The 17,926-nt window shown below is 69.5% G+C and carries 18 protein-coding genes and 1 tRNA gene; 7 read left to right on the top strand and 12 right to left on the bottom strand.

The window, feature by feature from the left end; genetic code table 11:
* The first annotated feature begins 19 nt into the window (after positions 1 to 19).
* Complete coding sequence (locus ITJ59_RS10035) at positions 20 to 931, top strand: tetrahydrofolate dehydrogenase/cyclohydrolase catalytic domain-containing protein (protein ID WP_194651286.1); 912 nt, start codon at positions 20 to 22, stop codon at positions 929 to 931.
* Between the two features lie 162 nt (positions 932 to 1,093).
* Here the strand turns inward: ITJ59_RS10035 and galK are convergent, their stop codons facing one another.
* Both galK and galT read right to left on the bottom strand, forming a co-directional pair.
* Complete coding sequence (gene galK, locus ITJ59_RS10030) at positions 1,094 to 2,233, bottom strand: galactokinase (protein WP_194650986.1); 1,140 nt, start codon at positions 2,231 to 2,233, stop codon at positions 1,094 to 1,096.
* A complete protein-coding gene (galT, locus tag ITJ59_RS10025; protein WP_194650985.1) occupies positions 2,230 to 3,327 on the bottom strand; it encodes a galactose-1-phosphate uridylyltransferase in 1,098 nt (365 codons plus the stop codon). Before galT ends, galK begins: the two co-directional genes overlap by 4 nt.
* A gap of 64 nt (positions 3,328 to 3,391) precedes the next feature.
* Between galT and ITJ59_RS10020 the strand changes: the two genes are divergently transcribed.
* Together ITJ59_RS10020 and ITJ59_RS10015 are read left to right on the top strand one after the other, a co-directional pair.
* Complete coding sequence (locus ITJ59_RS10020; RefSeq protein ID WP_194650984.1) at positions 3,392 to 4,237, top strand: DeoR/GlpR family DNA-binding transcription regulator; 846 nt, start codon at positions 3,392 to 3,394, stop codon at positions 4,235 to 4,237.
* Positions 4,234 to 5,166, top strand: coding sequence for an aldose 1-epimerase family protein (locus tag ITJ59_RS10015; RefSeq protein WP_194650983.1), 933 nt, complete (start codon positions 4,234 to 4,236; stop codon positions 5,164 to 5,166). The genes ITJ59_RS10020 and ITJ59_RS10015 overlap by 4 nt, the downstream gene beginning before the upstream one ends.
* A gap of 73 nt (positions 5,167 to 5,239) precedes the next feature.
* Here the strand turns inward: ITJ59_RS10015 and ITJ59_RS10010 are convergent, their stop codons facing one another.
* From ITJ59_RS10010 to ITJ59_RS09995, 4 genes are all read right to left on the bottom strand, one after another.
* Positions 5,240 to 5,560, bottom strand: a complete 321-nt coding sequence (locus tag ITJ59_RS10010; RefSeq protein WP_194650982.1) for a hypothetical protein — start codon at positions 5,558 to 5,560, stop codon at positions 5,240 to 5,242.
* A gap of 187 nt (positions 5,561 to 5,747) precedes the next feature.
* The gene (locus ITJ59_RS10005; protein WP_194650981.1) at positions 5,748 to 6,500 is read right to left on the bottom strand and encodes an SGNH/GDSL hydrolase family protein; all 753 of its coding nucleotides are present in this window, start codon (positions 6,498 to 6,500) and stop codon (positions 5,748 to 5,750) included.
* A 43-nt stretch (positions 6,501 to 6,543) separates the two neighbouring features.
* Positions 6,544 to 6,616 (bottom strand) — tRNA-Lys (locus ITJ59_RS10000).
* Between the two features lie 52 nt (positions 6,617 to 6,668).
* Positions 6,669 to 6,830, bottom strand: coding sequence for a hypothetical protein (locus ITJ59_RS09995; protein WP_194650980.1), 162 nt, complete (start codon positions 6,828 to 6,830; stop codon positions 6,669 to 6,671).
* 125 nt (positions 6,831 to 6,955) lie between these two features.
* Between ITJ59_RS09995 and ITJ59_RS09990 the strand changes: the two genes are divergently transcribed.
* From ITJ59_RS09990 to ITJ59_RS09980, 3 genes are all read left to right on the top strand, one after another.
* Positions 6,956 to 7,585: a DNA-directed RNA polymerase subunit beta gene (locus tag ITJ59_RS09990; protein ID WP_194650979.1), complete on the top strand. Its 630-nt coding sequence runs from the start codon at positions 6,956 to 6,958 to the stop codon at positions 7,583 to 7,585.
* Positions 7,586 to 8,127: 542 nt separating this feature from the next.
* Positions 8,128 to 8,727: an ECF RNA polymerase sigma factor SigK gene (sigK, locus tag ITJ59_RS09985; protein WP_194650978.1), complete on the top strand. Its 600-nt coding sequence runs from the start codon at positions 8,128 to 8,130 to the stop codon at positions 8,725 to 8,727.
* Entirely contained in the window at positions 8,724 to 9,605 is an 882-nt protein-coding gene (locus ITJ59_RS09980) for an anti-sigma factor domain-containing protein (protein ID WP_194650977.1), read from the top strand. Before sigK ends, ITJ59_RS09980 begins: the two co-directional genes overlap by 4 nt.
* A gap of 275 nt (positions 9,606 to 9,880) precedes the next feature.
* Here the strand turns inward: ITJ59_RS09980 and pstB are convergent, their stop codons facing one another.
* The 6 genes from pstB to ITJ59_RS09950 all read right to left on the bottom strand — a co-directional run bounded on the left by pstB (position 9,881) and on the right by ITJ59_RS09950 (position 17,397).
* Entirely contained in the window at positions 9,881 to 10,660 is a 780-nt protein-coding gene (gene pstB, locus ITJ59_RS09975) for a phosphate ABC transporter ATP-binding protein PstB (protein ID WP_194650976.1), read from the bottom strand.
* A 34-nt stretch (positions 10,661 to 10,694) separates the two neighbouring features.
* The gene (gene pstA, locus ITJ59_RS09970) at positions 10,695 to 11,780 is read right to left on the bottom strand and encodes a phosphate ABC transporter permease PstA (RefSeq protein ID WP_194650975.1); all 1,086 of its coding nucleotides are present in this window, start codon (positions 11,778 to 11,780) and stop codon (positions 10,695 to 10,697) included.
* Between the two features lie 12 nt (positions 11,781 to 11,792).
* On the bottom strand, positions 11,793 to 12,743 hold the full coding sequence (pstC, locus tag ITJ59_RS09965; RefSeq protein ID WP_194650974.1) for a phosphate ABC transporter permease subunit PstC: 951 nt from the start codon (positions 12,741 to 12,743) through the stop codon (positions 11,793 to 11,795).
* A gap of 133 nt (positions 12,744 to 12,876) precedes the next feature.
* Positions 12,877 to 13,980 carry a phosphate ABC transporter substrate-binding protein PstS gene (gene pstS / locus ITJ59_RS09960; RefSeq protein ID WP_194650973.1) on the bottom strand — a complete coding sequence of 368 codons (1,104 nt, stop codon included), beginning with the start codon at positions 13,978 to 13,980 and terminating at the stop codon, positions 12,877 to 12,879.
* Positions 13,981 to 14,287: 307 nt separating this feature from the next.
* Positions 14,288 to 15,235 carry an NUDIX hydrolase gene (locus ITJ59_RS19615; RefSeq protein ID WP_194650972.1) on the bottom strand — a complete coding sequence of 316 codons (948 nt, stop codon included), beginning with the start codon at positions 15,233 to 15,235 and terminating at the stop codon, positions 14,288 to 14,290.
* Entirely contained in the window at positions 15,232 to 17,397 is a 2,166-nt protein-coding gene (locus ITJ59_RS09950; RefSeq protein WP_194650971.1) for an RNA degradosome polyphosphate kinase, read from the bottom strand. The genes ITJ59_RS19615 and ITJ59_RS09950 overlap by 4 nt, the downstream gene beginning before the upstream one ends.
* 207 nt (positions 17,398 to 17,604) lie before the next feature.
* Between ITJ59_RS09950 and ITJ59_RS09945 the strand changes: the two genes are divergently transcribed.
* Positions 17,605 to 17,886 (top strand): pyrophosphorylase, encoded by a 282-nt coding sequence (locus ITJ59_RS09945; RefSeq protein WP_194650970.1) that lies wholly within the window; start codon positions 17,605 to 17,607, stop codon positions 17,884 to 17,886.
* The last annotated feature ends 40 nt before the right edge of the window (positions 17,887 to 17,926 follow it).

The following is a 17,926-nucleotide window of genomic DNA, read 5'->3' as shown; positions in this document are numbered from 1 at the left end:
CGGTTTCGTGGCTGCTCCGCTGGCTCGCGAGCACTGGGCTGGTGAGGGCAGTGCCGTCCGCATCGACGGCACCGCACTCGCCGCCCGGACGCTCGACGAACTGCGTGTCCGCATCGACCGGTTGCACGAGCACGGCATCCGCCCGGGGCTCGGCACGATCCTGGTCGGTGAGAACCCGGGTTCGCTGTCCTACGTCGCGGGAAAGCACCGCGACTCGGCGCAGATCGGGCTCGACTCGCACCGCATCGACCTGCCAGCGACGGCGTCCGCCGCGGACATCCGCGCCGCGATCCTGCAGATGAACGACGACCCCCGGGTCACCGCGTTCATCGTGCAGCTGCCCCTGCCGGAGGGCATCGACCCGACGCCGATGCTCGAGCTCATGGACCCGTCGAAGGACGCCGACGGCCTGCACCCGACGAACCTCGGTGAGCTCGTGCTCGCCGTGCCCGGTGGGGCCGGCACGATCGACGCACCGCTGCCCTGCACCCCGCGGGGCATCGTCGCGATGCTCGAGGCGTACGACATCCCGATCCGCGGCGCGCACGTCACGATCATCGGGCAGGGTCTGACGGTCGGTCGCCCGCTCGGGCTGCTGCTCACCCGCCTCGAGGCCACCGCCACCCTCACCCACTCCTTGACGGCCGACGTCGCCGCGGAGTGCCGTCGCGCCGACATCGTCGTCGCGGCCGCCGGGGTCGCCGGGCTCGTCAAGCCGGACTGGATCCAGCCCGGTGCGGCCGTGATCGACGTGGGCATCACGCGCGTGGTCTCCCCGGAGACCGGCAAGGCCAAGCTGCACGGCGACGTCGACCCGGCGGTCGCGTCCGTCGCCGGGTTCATGTCGCCGGTGCCCGGAGGCGTCGGGCCGATGACGCGCGCGATGCTCATGAAGAACGTCGTCGAGGCTGCGGAGCGCCACCTGAAGTAGGCGCGCGGGCCGTGCCGCCGGTTCGTCCGGGCGTGCTGCCGTCCGGTCGGTTCGTCCGTTCGTGCCGCCCGGCGGCTTCCACCGAGTTTTCGCGGTCAGCGACAGTTCACGGGCTGATCGCCGCGTGACGTGTCGCTGAGCGCGAAACTCCGCCGGTCAGGCTCAGTCGCGGCGGGCGCCCTGTGCGGCGTGCACCGTGAAGACGTTCGGCTCGCGGTACCCGGCGGCTGCGAACGCGGCGGTGACGGCCTCGGTGATCGCACCACGCGATTCCTGGTCGACCAAAGCGATCGCCGCGCCGCCGAACCCGCCACCGGTCATCCGAGCACCGACAGCGCCGTGCTCGACGGTGGTCGCGACGGCCAGGTCGAGTTCCGGTACGGAGATCTCGAAGTCGTCGCGCATCGACTCGTGCGATGCGACGAGCAGGGACCCGATGGCCCGCGGACCCTGCTCGCGCAGCGTCCGGACGGTGTCGAGGACGCGCTGGTTCTCGGTCACGATGTGGCGCACACGACGGAAGGTCTCGTCGTCGAGCAGCTCTTGCGCACGAGGAAGGTCGTCGACGCCGACGTCCCGCAGCGCTTCGACGCCGAGCACCTGCGCGCCACGCTCACACGATTCGCGTCGGGCCTTGTACCCACCCGTGGCGTGCGCGTGCTCGACGCGGGTGTCGACGACCAGGACCTCGAGTCCGTTTGCCTCGAGTGCGAGGTCGACGACGGCGGTGTCGAGCGTGCGACAGTCGAGGAAGACGACGGCGTCCTGCTCGCCGAGCAGCGAGGCGGACTGGTCCATGATCCCCGTGGGGGCACCGACCGCGTGGTTCTCGGAGTACTGACCGACGCGCGCCAGGGTCTTGCGGTCGAGGCCGAGCTCCCACAGGTCGTTGAAGGCGAGTGCGACACCGCACTCGATCGCCGCACTGGAGGACAGCCCGGCGCCCACCGGCACCTCGGACTCGATGAAGACGTCGAACCCGGTCTTGTCGGCGAGGTCGATGCCGGCCTGCTCACGGAGCGCCCAGGCGATGCCGAGCACGTAGGCCGACCAGCCGTCCATGTGCTCCGGGGACAGCGCGTCGAGCGTCAGCGTGATCGGTTCGGCCGCGGCGTCGAACGCCGAGGCGACGCGCAGGACACGGTCGTCGCGCTGCGCGATGGATGCCGTGGTGCGCCGGTCGATGGCGAACGGCAGGACGAAACCGTCGTTGTAGTCGGTGTGCTCACCGATCAGGTTGACCCGGCCGGGTGCGGAGTAGTGCACCGTCGGCTCGTACCCGTAGACCTGCTGGAACGTCATGCGCGCTCGATCCCTCCTCGGATGAACTCGGCCGCCTTCTCGGGCACGAGGTCCCCGATCCAGGCGCCCATGGCGGCTTCGCTGCCGGCCAGGAACTTCAACTTGTCCGCCGCCCGACGCGGCGAGGTGATCTGCAGCATGAGCCGCACGGTGTCGCGACCGACGTGCACCGGCGCCTGGTGCCACGCGGCGATGTACGGAGTCGGGTCGTCGTAGAGCTTGTCGATGCCGCGGGTCAGCCGCAGGTGCATGTGCGCCAGCTCGTCCTTCTCGGCGTCGGTCAGACCGGCGAAGTCGGGGACGTGTCGGTGCGGCAGCATGTGGATCTCGATGGGCCAGCGCGCGGCGAACGGGACGAACGCCGTGAAGTGCTCGCCCTGCAGCACGACCCGGTCCGAGGCTCGCTCGTTCGCCAGGTGCTGCTCGAACAGGTCCGGCCCGAAGCGCTCGATGGAGTCGAGCAGGCGCTGCGTGCGGGGCGTGATGTACGGGTACGAGTAGATCTGCCCGTGCGGGTGGTGCAGCGTGACGCCGATCGCCTCGCCGCGGTTCTCGAACGGGAAGACCTGCTGGATGCCGGGCATCGCGGAGAGCGCGGCGGTGCGGTCCGCCCATGCCTCGACCACGGTGCGGGCGCGCGACTCGGAGATCGACGCGAACGAGCCCTCGGTCGCGGGGGAGAAGCACACGACCTCGCAACGGCCGACGGACCGGAGCTGGCGGTTCAGACCGACGTCGGTCAGGGCGTCGAGCGACCCGGGGGCGTCCTCGGCCTCGAGCAGGGGACCGAACGACGGCGAGCGGTTCTCGAACACGGCGACGTCGTAGGTGCTGGGGATCTCGGAAGGGTTCTGCGGCGTCTGCGGCGCGAGTGGGTCCTGGTCGGCCGGGGGCAGGAACGCGCGGTTCTGGCGACTCGCGGCGATGGAGACCCACTCGCCGGTCAGGACGTCCTGGCGCATCCGCGCGGTGTCGGGCCGGGGGTCGAGCGCACGCTCGTCGATGGCACGGTCAGCGGGCAGGGTGCTGTCCGCATCGTCGAAGTAGAACAGGTCGCGGCCGTCCGCGAGCTTCGTCACGCGCTTGGTGATCACCGGAACAGCCTAGTGCCGATCCGAAGCGTTGCGAAAGTCTTCGGAAGCAAGCGAAACTAGGGTCGTGACCGACGACGACATCTCCTTCCTGGCCGGATCGCTGCCCGCGCCGCTGCGGCAGGACCGCATCGTCTCCATCGTCGAGGGCGCGCCCGGCATGGTCCGGACCGCCGCGTTGGCCGCGTCGCTCGGCACGAGTGAGGTGACGGTCCGGCAGGACCTCGCGGTCCTCGACCAGGAGGCCCGGATCCGTCGGGTGCACGGCGGCGCGGTCCGCCTCGGGGCCGGGTCCACCGAGCGTCCCTTCGAGGAGACCGCCGTCGAACACCAGGTGGCCAAGGCCGCCATCGGCCGTGCGGCCGCGGCGCTCGTGCGCTCCGGCGAGTGCGTGGTGCTCGACGTCGGCACGACCCCCGCCGCGGTCGCCGAGGCGCTCGTCGCCCGAACGGAGCTGTCCGACGTCACCGTCGTCACGAACTCGTTGACCACGGCCCTGGCCCTCGAGCGCGCTGTGCCGCGCTTCACCGTGATCGTCACGGGCGGGACGCTCCGCCCCCTGCAGCACTCCCTGGTCGCACCGTTCAACGGATCGATCCTGCCGATGATCGCCGCTGACATCGTGTTCCTCGGCGGCACCGGCGTCGACGAAGCGCACGGTCTGACCAACGTGAACCTGCCCGAGACCGAGGCGAAGCGCATGCTCGCGGCCACGGCTCGGCGTACCGTCGTCGTCGCGGACGGGTCGAAGTTCGGCCGAGCCCACATCGGGGTCGTCCGCGCGCTCGAGGACATCGACGTCGTCGTCACCGCCGAGGCCGAGGCCGATGCGGTCGCCACGATCCGTGCGGCCGGCGTCGAGGTCGTCGTCGCGGACGGCGAGGACACAGCCGGAAGGAACCACACCCCATGACCGCAGCACCCACCGGTGGCCAGTACCGCCTGCACCACGCCGGACCCGACGGCGTCGTCGAGGCCGTCGTGACCGAGGTCGCCGCCGGCATCCGTGAACTCCGCGTCGCCGGCTTCGACCTGACCGAGCCGTTCCCCGTCACCGAGCAGCCGCCGGGCGCGAACGGGATCGTGCTCGTGCCGTGGCCGAACCGCGTCGCCGGTGGCGTCTGGGAGCTCGACGGCAAGCGCCAGCAGCTGGACGTCTCGGAGCCGAAGTACGGCAACGCCTCGCACGGCCTGCTCCGCTTCGCGCCGTACCGCCTGGTGTCGCAGACCGAGACGGGCATCGTGCAGGAAGCCACGATCCACCCGCAGCACGGCTGGCCGTTCACCCTCGAGACCCGCGTGCACCACGAGCTCGTCGACGACGGCATCCGGGTGACGCACGAGATCACGAACCGCTCCGGCGTCCGGGCTCCCTTCGCCGTGGGTGCGCACCCGTACCTGCGCGCCGGCGACACCCCGGCCGACGACCTCGTCGTCACGCTCGACGCCGCGACCGCGTTCACCACGGACGAGCAGAAGGTGCCGAACGGGTCGGTGCCGGTCGAGGGCACGCCGTTCGACCTGCGACCGGGACGCCGAGCGGGCGACTCGGACCTCGACACCGCGTACTCGGACATCACGCCCGACGCCGACGGGGTCCGTCACACCACGCTGCACGGCCCCGAGGGCGACGGAGTCCAGCTCTGGCAGGACGCGTCGTTCCCGTACGTGCAGGTGTTCACCTCGCGGGAGTACCCGCGCGGTGACGGCAAGGGCCTGGCCGTGGCGGTCGAGCCGATGACCGCTCCGGCCAACGCGCTGAACTCCGGTGAGGGCCTGCGCTGGCTCGAGCCCGACGAGACCTGGACCGGTACCTGGGGCATCCGCCGCGTCTGGTCCTGACCGCCGCACCGCACGACGAAGGCCCCGCCGGACGTCCGGCGGGGCCTTCCTCGTTCAGCTGGGGCGTTTGTGGTCAGCCGCGGCGCATGCGCAGGGCCTCGACCGCGAGGGACTCGCTGGCGTACCGACCGACCTCGTGCGCCCACGCCGGGTCGTCGCCGCGCAGGGCGATGAAGTCCTTGCGCTGCCGGCACACGTAGCCGAGCACGGCGGTGGCCGTCGCGACCTCGATGAAGTCCTTGCGGATGTGCCGGGTCGTGACCTTCGCGTTGCGGCGGAGCGTGTCGAGCAGGAGCTCGTTGCTCATCGTCGTGTTGGTCGCTGCGGCGAGCTCGACGATGCGGCGCGCGTCCCCGGTGCTGCTGGTCTGCGTGGCTTCGATGGGCTCGATCACGGTGTACCCCGTTCGTTCGTGGTGGTGCGGTGCTGCAGGATCCGGTGATCGGATCCGGGAACGACACTATCGGCGGCAGCCCACCAGTCGGCTGTGCGCCGGCTGAGGTGTGCAGGGGATCTGCCATGAGCCAGCTGGGGACGACTTGTACCCCGGTCGAGCGGCGACGTGGCCCGCTCGGAGGCGATCAGGCGCAGCGGTCGCCGTCGTCCGGCGCGGCGAGGGCATCGAGGGACTCGCCGACCCGGTCCGCCAGGTACTGGTAGCCCGCGTCGTTGAGGTGTCCGCCGTCGATGGCCGCGTACCCGGGGCTGTTCGCCGTCGTGAACCACTGACCCGCCAGCGCGTCGATGTACGGCACACCCGCTGCGGCGGCGCCCGCCGAGACCGAGGCGGCGACCCCGACCGTGGCGTTCGCCCACGGCAGCGGCGCCGACGGGCCGAGGGCCACGACGACGGCGTCCGGCCAGGTCTGCTCGGCGTTCCGGAGCGTGCGTTCGACCCGCTCCTGCAGGGTCGAGGAGTCGACGAGCCAGTCGTTCTGGCTGCCCTGCACGATGACGAGCTGGGGGTCGAGATCCTCGGCATGCCGCTCGAGGCGCGGCCCGAAGGTGTAGTGCGACGACCCGGTGCGGCCGGTGTCGACGTAGCCCGTGCCGGGGTAGCCGTCGATGGTGGCCTTCCAGTGGCGGTCGGCGACGAGGTCCTGCGCCCAGCCGGTGTCCTCGCTGGTCGACCCGCGGCCCGACGTGTACGAGTCACCGACGATCAGGACGCTTGCACCGGGGGCGATGGCGTCGGCGACCTCGGCGGACGAGACGCTCGACGACGTGGTCGCGGGCTGGCAGGCGTTCGACACCGTCGGCAGGATGACGAGCAGCCCGCTCACGCCGAGAGCCATTGCTCCGAGCGCGATGCCGGGGAGGAGTCGTCGTGCCATCCGCCACATCTTAGACAACGGAGACGTGACCACGACTGAGGAGTGGGCCCCGTGGGGCTCGAACCCACGACCCTCGGATTAAAAGTCCGGTGCTCTACCAACTGAGCTAGAGGCCCTCACCCGCAAGATTAGCGGGTGAGGGCCTCTGGGAAGAACCAAGTGTGCGGGTCAGCCGCGGCGTCCGGTGAGCGTGCGGAGCAGCCACAGGATGACCGCGACGATGAGCAGCACGAAGCCGACCCAGAGCAGGAACTTCAGGCTCGCGGTGAAGCCACCGACGAACAGCAGGACGACCGCGATCACGGCCAGGATGATGAGCAGGGGGTTCATGGGAGTCCTCTTCCTTCGCGTGCGGGAGGAGCGCCTCCCGACCAGACACCGTACGCGCGACGGGGCGGTTGCGTTCTGGGCGAACGGAAGCAGGTCCTGTCACCGGCCGTGCCTACACTGACGCGGTGCCTCGCGATCACCACCGTCCTGTCCACTTCACCGATGCCGAGTTCGCCGCGATCCAGGGCGGCGAGGACCCTGCCGTCGTGAACCGTGTCGCGCACGAGACCGCGAACGCACTGCTGCACCGGGTGCGCGAGGACCCCGACCCCGCGGTGGTCGAGCGGCTCGTGACCTACACGGACGTGCACGGCATCGACGCGATCGCCGAACTCTGGGCCCGCGTCGGTGCGCACACGCTGCCGGGTGCGTTGTGGCGGGTGTACCTCGTCCGCACCGTGATCCGGCAGAACCCGGAGGAGATCGCGTTCTTCTTCCAGCGCGGCACCGAGCGCATCGGCACCATCGACCAGGCCGTCGCGGGGGCCGAGCAGCCGACGGGGCCCGCCGAGATCCTGACGCTGGCGGACCGCATCCTGCACGGGCTGTACACGGGTGACTTCGCGGTGGCGCTCGACCGTGGGGCGGCGTTCTGCCGGCTGACCGCGGCCGGCGCGACGGCGGTGGCGGACGACTCCGACCTGACCGCGACCGGCCGCGCGAGCGAGCTGACGCGGCGGGCCCTCCGGCTCACGGAGCTGGCGGCCGACCTGACCGAGGCTGCGGCGCTCTGGCGTCGCGAGAGCCTGGACTAGCGAGCGAACGCGCCGGACCCGCACCGGGCCTCCCGGCCGAACGGCGACAGCCGCGCACCCGTAACCGGGCACAGACGAACCGCGCACCGACAAACCGGACACAGGCGAACCGGGCACAGAAAAACCGGGCCGCAGAAGCGCCTCTCGGCGCGAGGCCGCTCGAAGCGGCGAATTTTGGAGCCCGGGGCTTGCTGCGGCCCGGCGAGGCTCAGTCTACGAGACGCGAGCTGTGTCCGCTGCCCTGTTCACTCTCGGTGGACAGAACCGGACCCGGGCGTGCCAGTCCGGCGACGACCCGCCCACAAGTTCTCGGCGACTGATCCAATCCATCACGGGCCCCGCGCCGAATCATCAGCGTGACGGACTTGATGACCGTCACGAACGCGAGAGGCCCGGCGTGACCCGGATCGGCGTCAGCCGGTCAATTCCCTGTGGGTCACGCCGGCCTCTCGTCTCGAAGCACCGCACGGCATCACCAGCACCGCCCCTGACAGAACGGCCACAACCGGCCGCCGACGCACCCGGAAGGAGGGAAACCTGCAATGCTTGCCCTCGTGGATAGCGACACCGAACGCTGGAGCTCGTCAGAGCCGGCTCAGGCATCGCCGGACGACCTCTTGGCGCGGGTTGCCTCCGGTGACCAGGCCGCCTTCGCGGACCTCTACGACGTCCTCTCCGGCCGGGTCCTCGGACTCGTGACGCGTCTCCTGCGGGATCGCGCCCAGTCCGAAGAGGTCACGCAAGAGGTCTTCCTCGAAGTCTGGCAGCAGGCCACCCGATTCGACCGGAAGCGCGGAACCGCCTCCAGCTGGGTCCTCACCATGGCGCACCGCCGAGCGGTGGACCGGGTCCGGGCCTCGCAGGCATCGCACGACCGCGACACCAAGATCGGCATCCGCGACCTCGAGGCCGGTTTCGACCAGGTGTCCGAGTCGGTCGAGATCCGCATCGAGCACGAACGGGTCGGCCGGGCCCTCGGCAAGCTGACCGAGTTCCAACGGCAGGCCGTGCAGCTCGCGTACTACGGAGGCTTCTCGCACAGCGAGATGGCCGAACAACTCGGTGTCCCCATCGGCACCGTCAAGACCCGTCTCCGTGACGGGATGATCCGACTCCGAGACGAGATGGGGGTGACCTCATGAACGACCGATACGACGACCTGGCCCTGTTGACGGGCTCCTACGCAGTCGACGCACTGTCCGATGACGAGCGCCAGCTCCTCGAGGACGTCCTCACGACGTCCCCAGAACTCCAGGCCGAGGCCGACTCGCTGCGCGAGACCGCGCTGCAGCTCGCCTTCGCCGCCGCTCCGATCGAGCCGCCGACGTCCCTCCGGGCATCGCTGCTGGCCCAGATCGCGACGACCCCGCAGGCTGCACCACTGGCCGACACGACCGTCGACGAGACCCCGGTCGCCGAGACCGCTTCCGTCCAGGAGGCCCGTCCCGAGCCCGCCAGGCACGTCGCCTCGATCGCCGACGGCTCCACCGCCGGTGGCCGGGCTTCCGGTGAGGCCCGCCGCCGCTGGTTCCAGCGTCCGGCGGCCATGCTCGCCAGTGCCGCTGCGGTGGCCGTGGTGTTCATGGGCGTCGGCCTCGGTGTCGGCGCCGTGAACGGTCCGGCTGACGGACCGGGCACCGGTACGACGCAGGCCTCCAGTGGCCTCGACCGCATCTACGCCGCGTCGGACTTCCAGCGCAGCACGACCAAGGTCGAGGGCGGCGGCACGGCCACGGTCGTGTGGTCGAGCGACCTCGGCAAGTCCGCGGTGATCCTCGACGGTGTCGCCCAGGCGCCGAAGGGCAAGACGTACGAGCTCTGGTACATCGGCTCCGAGAACGAGGGCGGCACCATCAAGTCGGCCGGCCTGGTCGACGGGGCTGCCGACGGTGTGCACTCCGCCGTGCTGGAGGGCTCGATGTCCGACGGTGCGACGATCGGCATGACCGTCGAGCCCGCCGGTGGTTCGAAGCAGCCGACGACGACGCCGATCATGGCGGTGCCGACCACCTCGGTCTGATCCGCTCGGGCCGGGCTCCGACGCAGAACGACGAAACCGCTGTCACACGACAGCGGTTTCGTCGTTCTTGCGCGCCTGCAACGGGAAGCGCCTGCAACGAGCGACGAGGTCGACGTCGCACGACGTCGCGACTGTCGTTCCGAGTCGGCGCGCCCGCCCCACGCCCGCCCCACGCCCGCCCCGCGGCCGGCGCAACCACGAAGGCCCGGTGCGCGTCCGTGGCGGACGTGCACCGGGCCTCCCGGTCGTCCGTCAGCACGACGGACGGACAGCGATCAACCGAAGCGACCCGAGACGTAGTCCTCGGTGGCCTGGACGGACGGGTTCGAGAAGATCGTGGCGGTGTCGTCGAACTCGATGAGCTTGCCCGGCGCACCGGTGCCCGCGATGTTGAAGAAGGCCGTCCTGTCGCTGACGCGCGACGCCTGCTGCATGTTGTGCGTGACGATGACGATCGTGAACTCCTTCTTGAGCTCGCCGATCAGGTCCTCGATGGCCAGGGTCGAGATGGGGTCGAGCGCCGAGCAGGGCTCGTCCATCAGGAGCACGTCCGGCTGCACCGCGATGGCGCGGGCGATGCAGAGACGCTGCTGCTGCCCACCGGACAGGCCCATGCCGGGCTTGTCGAGGCGGTCCTTGACCTCGTTCCACAGGTTCGCGCCCTGCAGGGACCGCTCGACGATGTCGTCCGCCTCGGACTTCGAGACGCGCTTGTTGTTGAGCTTCACGCCCGCGAGCACGTTGTCCTTGATGGACATCGTCGGGAACGGGTTCGGACGCTGGAAGACCATGCCGACCTGTCGACGGACGAGCACGGGGTCGACGCCGGCACCATACAGGTCGTCGCCGTCGATCTTGACCGAGCCCTCGACCCATGCGCCGGGGATGACCTCGTGCATGCGGTTCAGGGTGCGGAGGAAGGTGGACTTGCCGCAGCCCGACGGGCCGATGAAGGCCGTGACGGTGCGGGGTTCGATGGTGATGTCGACACCCTCGACCGCCTTGAACTTCGAGTAGTAGACGTTGAGGCCGTCGACCTCGATGCGCTTGGACACGTTGATCCTTCTTGTGGGTGGGGAAGCGGATTCGCTAGCGCGAGAGCTTGGGGGCGAAGAGTCGGGTGACGAACCGGGCGAGCAGGTTGAGGGCCATCACGATGAGGATGAGCACCAGGGCTGCGGTCCAGGCACGGTCGATGAACGGCATCGGGTTGGCGCCCTGCTGCGAGTACTGCGTGTACGCGTACACCGGCAGGGTCATCATCGGGTCGCGGAACAGGTCGTAGTTCATGCTCGCGGTGAACCCGGCCGTGACGAGCAGTGGTGCCGTCTCGCCGATGACGCGGGCGATGGAGAGCATGACGCCGGTGGTGATGCCGGCGAGCGACGTGGGGAGCACGACCTTGAGGATCGTGAGGTACTTCGGCACCCCGAGGGCGTAGGACGCTTCGCGGAGTTCCATCGGCACGATCTTCAGCACCTCTTCGGTGGAGCGCACGACGATCGGGATCATCAGTACCGACAGGGCGACCGAGCCGACGAGGCCGAAGCGGGCGCCGGGGCCGAGGAACAGGGCGAAGAGCGAGTAGGCGAACAGGCCGGCCACGATGGACGGGATGCCCGTCATGACGTCGACGAAGAACGTGATGCCCTTGGCCAGTGCACCGCGGCCGTACTCGACCAGGTAGATCGAGGTGAGCAGACCGATCGGCACCGAGATGAGCGCGGCGAACAGGGTGATCTCGAGCGTGCCGACCAGGGCGTGGACCGCGCCGCCGCCCTCGGAGATCACGCCGCGCATCGAGTACGAGAAGAAGTTCGCGTCGAAGCGGGCGAGACCGTCGGCCAGGACGGTCCAGAGCAGCGACACCAGCGGCAGGACCGCGACGACGAACGCGGTGATGACGAGCGAGGTGATCAGCCGGTCGACTGCCTGGCGGCCACCCTCGACGATGCGCGAGACGACCACGATGAGGACGTCGAACAGGACCGTGCCGAGGAACAGCGCGGCGACGACGTTGAAGTCCTTGACCGAGCCACCGGCGTTGAGCAGGGCGAACACGGCCACCAGGGCGACCCAGCTGCCGACCAGCAGCAGCCACGGCACCGAGCGGTGCAGCTTGCCGTTGGCGTAGACGTTGCCGGCGGTGCCGGTCTGACGGAGAGCGAGGGACATCGGGTGGACCTCTCAGCTGACTCGCGTGCGGACGATGTACCGCGCGAGCATGTTGATGACCAGGGTGATGACGAACAGGATCAGACCCGACGCGATCAGGGCGTTCAGGGCGGTCCCCGATGCCTCGGCGAACTGCAGCGCGATGTTCGCCGCGATCGTGGAGGGGTTCTGCGAGGTCAGCATCTGGAAGGTGACGTTCGTCGACACCGACAGCACCAGGGCGATCGCCATCGTCTCGCCGAGGGCACGTCCGAGCCCGAGCATGATCGCGGACACGATGCCGGACTTGGCGAACGGCAGCACCGACAGGCGGATCATCTCCCAGCGCGTCGCGCCGAGGGCCAGGGCGGCCTCTTCGTTGAGCGTCGGGGCCTGCAGGAAGATCTCGCGCATCACGGCCGTCATGATCGGGATCGCCATCACGGCGAGCACGATCGACGCGGTCAGGATGGTGCGGCCGGTACCGGAGACCTGGCCGGAGAAGAGCGGGAACCAGCCGAGGTACTCGTTCAGGAAGCCGTAGAACGGCTTCACGAACGGCGCCAGGACCACGATGCCCCAGAGGCCGTAGACGACCGACGGCACCGCGGCGAGCAGGTCGATGACGTAGCCGAGCACCGGGGCGAGTCGCCGCGGTGCGTAGTGCGAGATGAACAGCGCGATCCCGAGGGCGAGCGGCACGGAGATCACGAGCGCGATGAGCGCGGACCAGACGGTGCCGAAGACCAGGGGGCCGACGTAGTCCCAGAAGTTGGTGGCGTTGTTCGGCAGCTCACCGACCTTGGCGGAGAACGCCGGGATGCTCTGCCAGACGAGGAAGGCTGCGACGAGCACGAGCACGAAGAGGATGAGTCCGCCGGCGATGACCGATGCGGCGGAGAAGACCCGGTCGCCGACGCGGACGACGGCCTTCGGCTTGGTCGGGGTGACGGTGGCCCCTGGCTGGGCCGGTGCGGTCGTCATGGGACTCCTGTCGGAGGAACGCCGGGGGAGGCGACGGGTTCGGGGGTGGTGCGTGGTGCGGGGCGCCCGGACGGGCGAAGAGCCCGGACGCCGGTCGTGTGGGTGGGACCGGCGTCCGGGCGCTCGAGGAGTGCTACTTGATGGAGTCGACCGCTGCTGCGGCCTTCTTCGCCAGGTCGGACGACAGGGCGGCCGACTTGGCCTCCTTCGCCGCGGCGTCCTGTGCGTCGCCGGAGACGACGTAGTTCAGGAAGCCCTTGACCAGGTCGGCCTTGTCGGAGTCCTTGTACTCCTGGCACGCGATGGCGTAGGAGACGAGGACGAGCGGCCAGGCGCCGTCAGCGGTGTCCTTGCGGTCGATGTCGATCGCGAGGTCGTTGTCCTCGCGGCCGGTGGCGACCTTCGAGTCGGCGACGACCTGTGCGGCGCCGTCGGCGGAGATCTCGGTGGCCTTGTCGCCGACCATGAGCTTCGCCTTGTCGAGGTCGCCCGCACCGGAGTCGTCGATGTAGGTGATCGCGTTGGTGGCGCTGCCCATCGCGGAGGCCACACCCGAGCCGCCCTTGGCGCTGTCGCCCACGGAGTACGGGAAGGTCTGGCTCGGCGCTTCGGTCCAGACGTCACCGGCGTTCGCCGAGAGGTACTCCGAGAAGTTCTGCGTGGTGCCCGAGTCGTCGGAGCGGTGCACGACCGTGATGTTCGCGGACGGCAGCTTCGCGTCCTTGTTCAGGGCGGCGATCTCCGAGTCGTTCCACTTGGTGATCTTGCCCGAGAAGATGCCCGCGATGGTCTTCGCGTCGAGGGTCAGGTCGCTGACGCCGTCGACCTTGTAGGCGATCGCGATCGGGGAGATGTAGACCGGGATGTCGATGGCCTTGGTGTCGGCCTTGCACAGGTCGAAGGAGCCCGAGAGCTCCTCGTCGTTCAGTGCTGCATCGGAGCCGGCGAAGTCCGCGGCGCCCGAGATGAAGTTCTTGCGACCAGCGCCCGAGCCGTCGGGCGAGTAGTTCACCGTGACGCCCTTGGCGACGTCCTGGAAACCGGCGGCCCAGGTGGCCTGCGCGGTCTGCTGGGCGGACGAGCCGGAGCCGGTCAGGGTGCCGGTGAGGCTCGAGGAGCCGGTGTTGCTCGAGGAGGACTCGGTGCTGCCCGCGTCCTCGTTCGCCGCGCAGGAGGAGAGCACGACGGCGCCGGCGATCGCGATTGCTGCGATCGAACCGATTCGCTTGATGTTCACAGGGGTCCCTTCGGGAATGGAATGCAGTGGGACCACTGCGGTCCCTGGGCCGGTGCCGACCCGGGAGCGACTGTAGGGACGCGAGGTGACGGGGATCACGCGCGTTGGTGAACGGGAGGTGAACGAGGGGTTGTCCTGGACGGGGCGGCGTGCGCCGCCTCTGCGCGGGGAGCAGGATCGGGAGCATTGTGCGTGCGCGCGGAAGATGCAGATGCATGTTCCGAAGGGCGCTGGCCGGGAGGCCCGGATCACGTTCTGCGGGCACGGCGCACGCCCGGCGCGTGGCCGGGTGCAGGGCGTGCGGTCGCTATGCCGGGATCGTGTTGCGGTGCGTCTCGACGGCGACGAGGGTCTCGCCGGCGATGTGCATGACCGAGAAGTCACCGACCGACAGCATCGCGGCGCGGCGCAGGTCGAACCGGCCGGACTCGTCGGCGGTCGCGGTGGCGATCCGGGCGATGATGTCGGGGAGCACCGGGCCGTGCGAGCACAGCACTGCGCTCTTGCCCTTGTCGAGCCGGCGGCGCACGACGCCCTTGACGTCGGCGGCGCCGCGGTCGTGGGCGTCCTGGCTGATGTCGGCGGTGCTCGAGACGCCGAGCTTCGTCGTGGCCGACAGCGGTTCGACGGTCGCGAGGCACCGTGCCGCCGTGCTGCTGACGATCTTCTTCGGGCCGAACGCGGCGACGGGCGATGCTGCTGCCTTGGCCTGCGAACGACCGACGGGCAGGAGCGGGCGGGTGGCGTCCGGGCCGTTCCAGTCCGAGCCTGGCACGGTCTTCGCGTGCCGCAGGGCGATCAGGGCGAACGTCCGATGGTGGCCGGCGGCGGCACGCGCGGCGAACCGGTCGAGGATCGCCACGTCGCGCTCGTACGTCAGGCGGTTGCGGGCGTCGTCGATCGTGACCCACTCGAGCGCGGCGACCTCGTGGTTCGGGGTGAAGTCACCGGCTCTGGCGTACTCCTTCGACGAGACGCGGGCGGCCCAGTAGTGCACGACCTTGTCGCGACCGTTCGGCAGCACGTACTCCGCGGTGCCGAGCGGGGCGCCGAGGTGCACGCGGTACCCGGTCTCCTCGTCGATCTCGCGCACGGCGGTCGTCGGGACGGCCTCGCCCGGGTCGACCTTCCCCTTGGGCAGGGAGACGTCCTTGTGGTGGTCGCGGTGGATGAGCAGCACGAGGGGCGTGCCGTCCTGTTCGCGCCAGACGACTGCGCCGGCGGCGAGGACGGGGCCCGAGGGACCGCCGCTCACCGAGTGGAGCGCTTCCGAGCCGAGATCTTCCGCATGGTCACATTCTGCACGTCTTCGAGCGGGCGGCCGTCATCGTCGGTCGAGTGCCGCGTCCACTCGCCGTCGGACTCGAGGTGCCACGAACTCGCGGTGTCGGCCATCGCCAGGTCGAACATGTCGAGCACCTCGGTGATGTGGTCCGGCGCCGTCAGCCGCACGAGCGCTTCGACGCGACGGTCGAGGTTGCGGTGCATCATGTCGGCGCTGCCGATGAACACGGCCGGGTCGCCCTCGTTGTGGAACGCGAACGCACGTGAGTGCTCGAGGTACCTGCCGACGATGCTCCGCACCCGGATGGTGTCGCTGACACCCTCCATGCCCGGCTTGAGCGAGCAGATGCCGCGGACCCACACATCGACCGGCACGCCGGCCTGGCTGGCCAGGTACAGCGCGTCGATGATCTGTTCGTCGACCATCGAGTTGACCTTGATCCGGATGCCGGAGGGCTTGCCGGCGCGGGCGTTGTCGGCCTCGGTCTGGATCCGCTTGAGCAGGCCCTTGCGCAGGTGCAACGGCGCGACGAGCAGCCGCTTGAACTTCTTCTCGATCGCGTAGCCGGACAGCTCGTTGAACAGGCGCGTGAGGTCCTTGCCCACGGTGTCGTCCGACGTGAACAGGCCCATGTCCTCGTAGATCCGCGAGGTCTTCGGGTTGTAGTTGCCCGTGCCGATGTGGCTGTAGTGCTTGAGCGTGCCGCCCTCTTGCCGGATGACGAGGACGAGCTTGGAGTGGGTCTTCAGCCCGACCAGGCCGTAGACGACGTGCACGCCGGCCTTCTCGAGCTTGCGGGCCCACGTGATGTTGTTCTGCTCGTCGAAGCGCGCCTTGATCTCGACGAGGGCCAGGACCTGCTTGCCGGCCGCCGCGGCGTCGATCAAGGCCTCGACGATGGGGCTGTCACCAGAGGTGCGGTAAAGCGTCTGCTTGATCGCGAGCACGTGCGGGTCGGCGGCGGCCTGCTCGAGGAACGCCTGCACGCTCGTCGCGAAGGACTCGTACGGGTGGTGCACGAGGACGTCATTCGCCTTGATCGCGCGGAACAGGTCGGGCTTCGTGTTCGGTTCGCCGGGCTGGAACTGCACCGGGGTCGTCGGCACGTGCTTCGGGTAGTGCAGGTCCGGACGGTTGATCTTCGAGATCTCGAACAGGCCGCCGAGGTCGAGCGGCGACGGCAGCCGGAAGACCTCTTGCTCGGTGATGTCGAGCTCGCGGACGAGCAGGTCGAGGGTCACCGGGTCCATGTCCTCGGTGATCTCGAGGCGGATGGGCGGACCGAACCGGCGGCGCAGCAGTTCGCGTTCGAGGGCCTGGATGAGGTTCTCGGCCTCGTCCTCCTCGATCTCGACGTCCTCGTTGCGGGTGACCCGGAACACGTGGTGCTCGAGCACCTCCATCCCCGGGAACAGGTCGTCGAGGTGGTTCGCGATGAGGTCTTCGAGCGGGATGAACCGCATCCGGCCGGAGTTGTCGTCCGGCAGCTTGATGAAGCGGGAGAAGTTCTGCGGCACCTTGAGGCGCGCGAACTCCTGACGCTGCGACTTCGGGTTGCGGACCCGGACCGCCAGGTTGAGCGAGAGCCCGGAGATGTAGGGGAACGGATGCGCCGGGTCGACGGCCAGCGGCATGAGCACCGGGAAGATCTGCTCGTTGAAGTACTCGCGCATCCGCAGCCGGTCGGCCTCGTCGAGGTCGGACCAGTGCTCGATGTGGATGCCGGCTGCGTCGAGGTCGGGCTTGAGCGAGCCGATGAACGCCTGGGCGTGGCGGTCCTGCAGCTCGTGGGCCTTCTTGGCGATGTCGCGCAGGACGTCGCTCGGTGCGCGGCCGACGTTGGTCGGCACGGCGATGCCGGTGTCGATGCGGCGCTTGAGCCCGGCGACCCGGACCATGAAGAACTCGTCGAGGTTGGACGCGAAGATCGCGAGGAAGTTCGCCCGCTCGAGCAGGGGCTGCGTGCGGTCCTCGCCCAGTTCGAGCACCCGCTGGTTGAAGCGCAGCCAGCTCAGCTCTCGGTCGAAGTAGCGGTCCGACGGCAGCGACTCGTGCTCGATCTCGACGACCTCGTCGAAGTCGTCGAGGTCGGGTGCGACGGATTCGCCGTCGAGCTGCGGTTCGGTGTCCATGTCCACATCCTGCCACCCGGCTCCCATGGTCGGAGGGGCTCCGGTGTCGCCTGTGGAAACCCGCGGTGAACGGAGCGTATCTGGAGGAACGATCACGATATACGAACGGTGACATCTGCGCCGGATTGTGGGTATGGTGGGTCCTGTCAGAGCCTCCGGGGGGATTCCACTGCGCGGGGGTGCAGCTACGAATGAAAGAGGTTCATCATGTCGCGTGTCCTTTCGACCGAGCAGGCCAAGACCGCCATCCGTCAGGTCCAGTCGATCATCAACGGCGGTTTCACCGACCAGATCTCGCAGCTCGACGCCCAGGGCCGGATCCTGTCCGACTCCAACGTCTGGGACGGCCCGCTCGCCTCGACCTTCCGCGGGTCCACCTGGCCCGAGACCAAGGCGGCGCTGGACAAGGCGAAGACCGAACTCGAGCAGCTCCGCACACAGCTCGACAAGATCTCGCAGGACATCTTCACCGCGGGTGGCGGCGCGTAAGCAGCCACACTCGTTCCGCCCGGACCGTCGCACTCGCGGC

Source organism: Curtobacterium sp. VKM Ac-1393 (assembly GCF_015350995.1).
Taxonomy (GTDB): domain Bacteria; phylum Actinomycetota; class Actinomycetes; order Actinomycetales; family Microbacteriaceae; genus Curtobacterium.
This window is presented reverse-complemented; position numbering and strand designations above follow the sequence as displayed.

Excerpts from the sequence above, each read along its gene's own strand:
- galK (WP_194650986.1), bottom strand. The coding sequence starts at position 2,233 with ATGACGTTCCAGCAGGTCTACGGGTACGAGCCGACGGTGCACTACTCC.
- ITJ59_RS10015 (WP_194650983.1), top strand. The coding sequence starts at position 4,234 with ATGACCGCAGCACCCACCGGTGGCCAGTACCGCCTGCACCACGCCGGA.
- ITJ59_RS10005 (WP_194650981.1), bottom strand. The coding sequence starts at position 6,500 with ATGGCACGACGACTCCTCCCCGGCATCGCGCTCGGAGCAATGGCTCTC.
- ITJ59_RS09995 (WP_194650980.1), bottom strand. The coding sequence starts at position 6,830 with ATGAACCCCCTGCTCATCATCCTGGCCGTGATCGCGGTCGTCCTGCTG.
- sigK (WP_194650978.1), top strand. The coding sequence starts at position 8,128 with ATGCTTGCCCTCGTGGATAGCGACACCGAACGCTGGAGCTCGTCAGAG.
- ITJ59_RS09980 (WP_194650977.1), top strand. The coding sequence starts at position 8,724 with ATGAACGACCGATACGACGACCTGGCCCTGTTGACGGGCTCCTACGCA.
- pstA (WP_194650975.1), bottom strand. The coding sequence starts at position 11,780 with ATGTCCCTCGCTCTCCGTCAGACCGGCACCGCCGGCAACGTCTACGCC.
- pstC (WP_194650974.1), bottom strand. The coding sequence starts at position 12,743 with ATGACGACCGCACCGGCCCAGCCAGGGGCCACCGTCACCCCGACCAAG.
- ITJ59_RS09950 (WP_194650971.1), bottom strand. The coding sequence starts at position 17,397 with ATGGACACCGAACCGCAGCTCGACGGCGAATCCGTCGCACCCGACCTC.
- ITJ59_RS09945 (WP_194650970.1), top strand. The coding sequence starts at position 17,605 with ATGTCGCGTGTCCTTTCGACCGAGCAGGCCAAGACCGCCATCCGTCAG.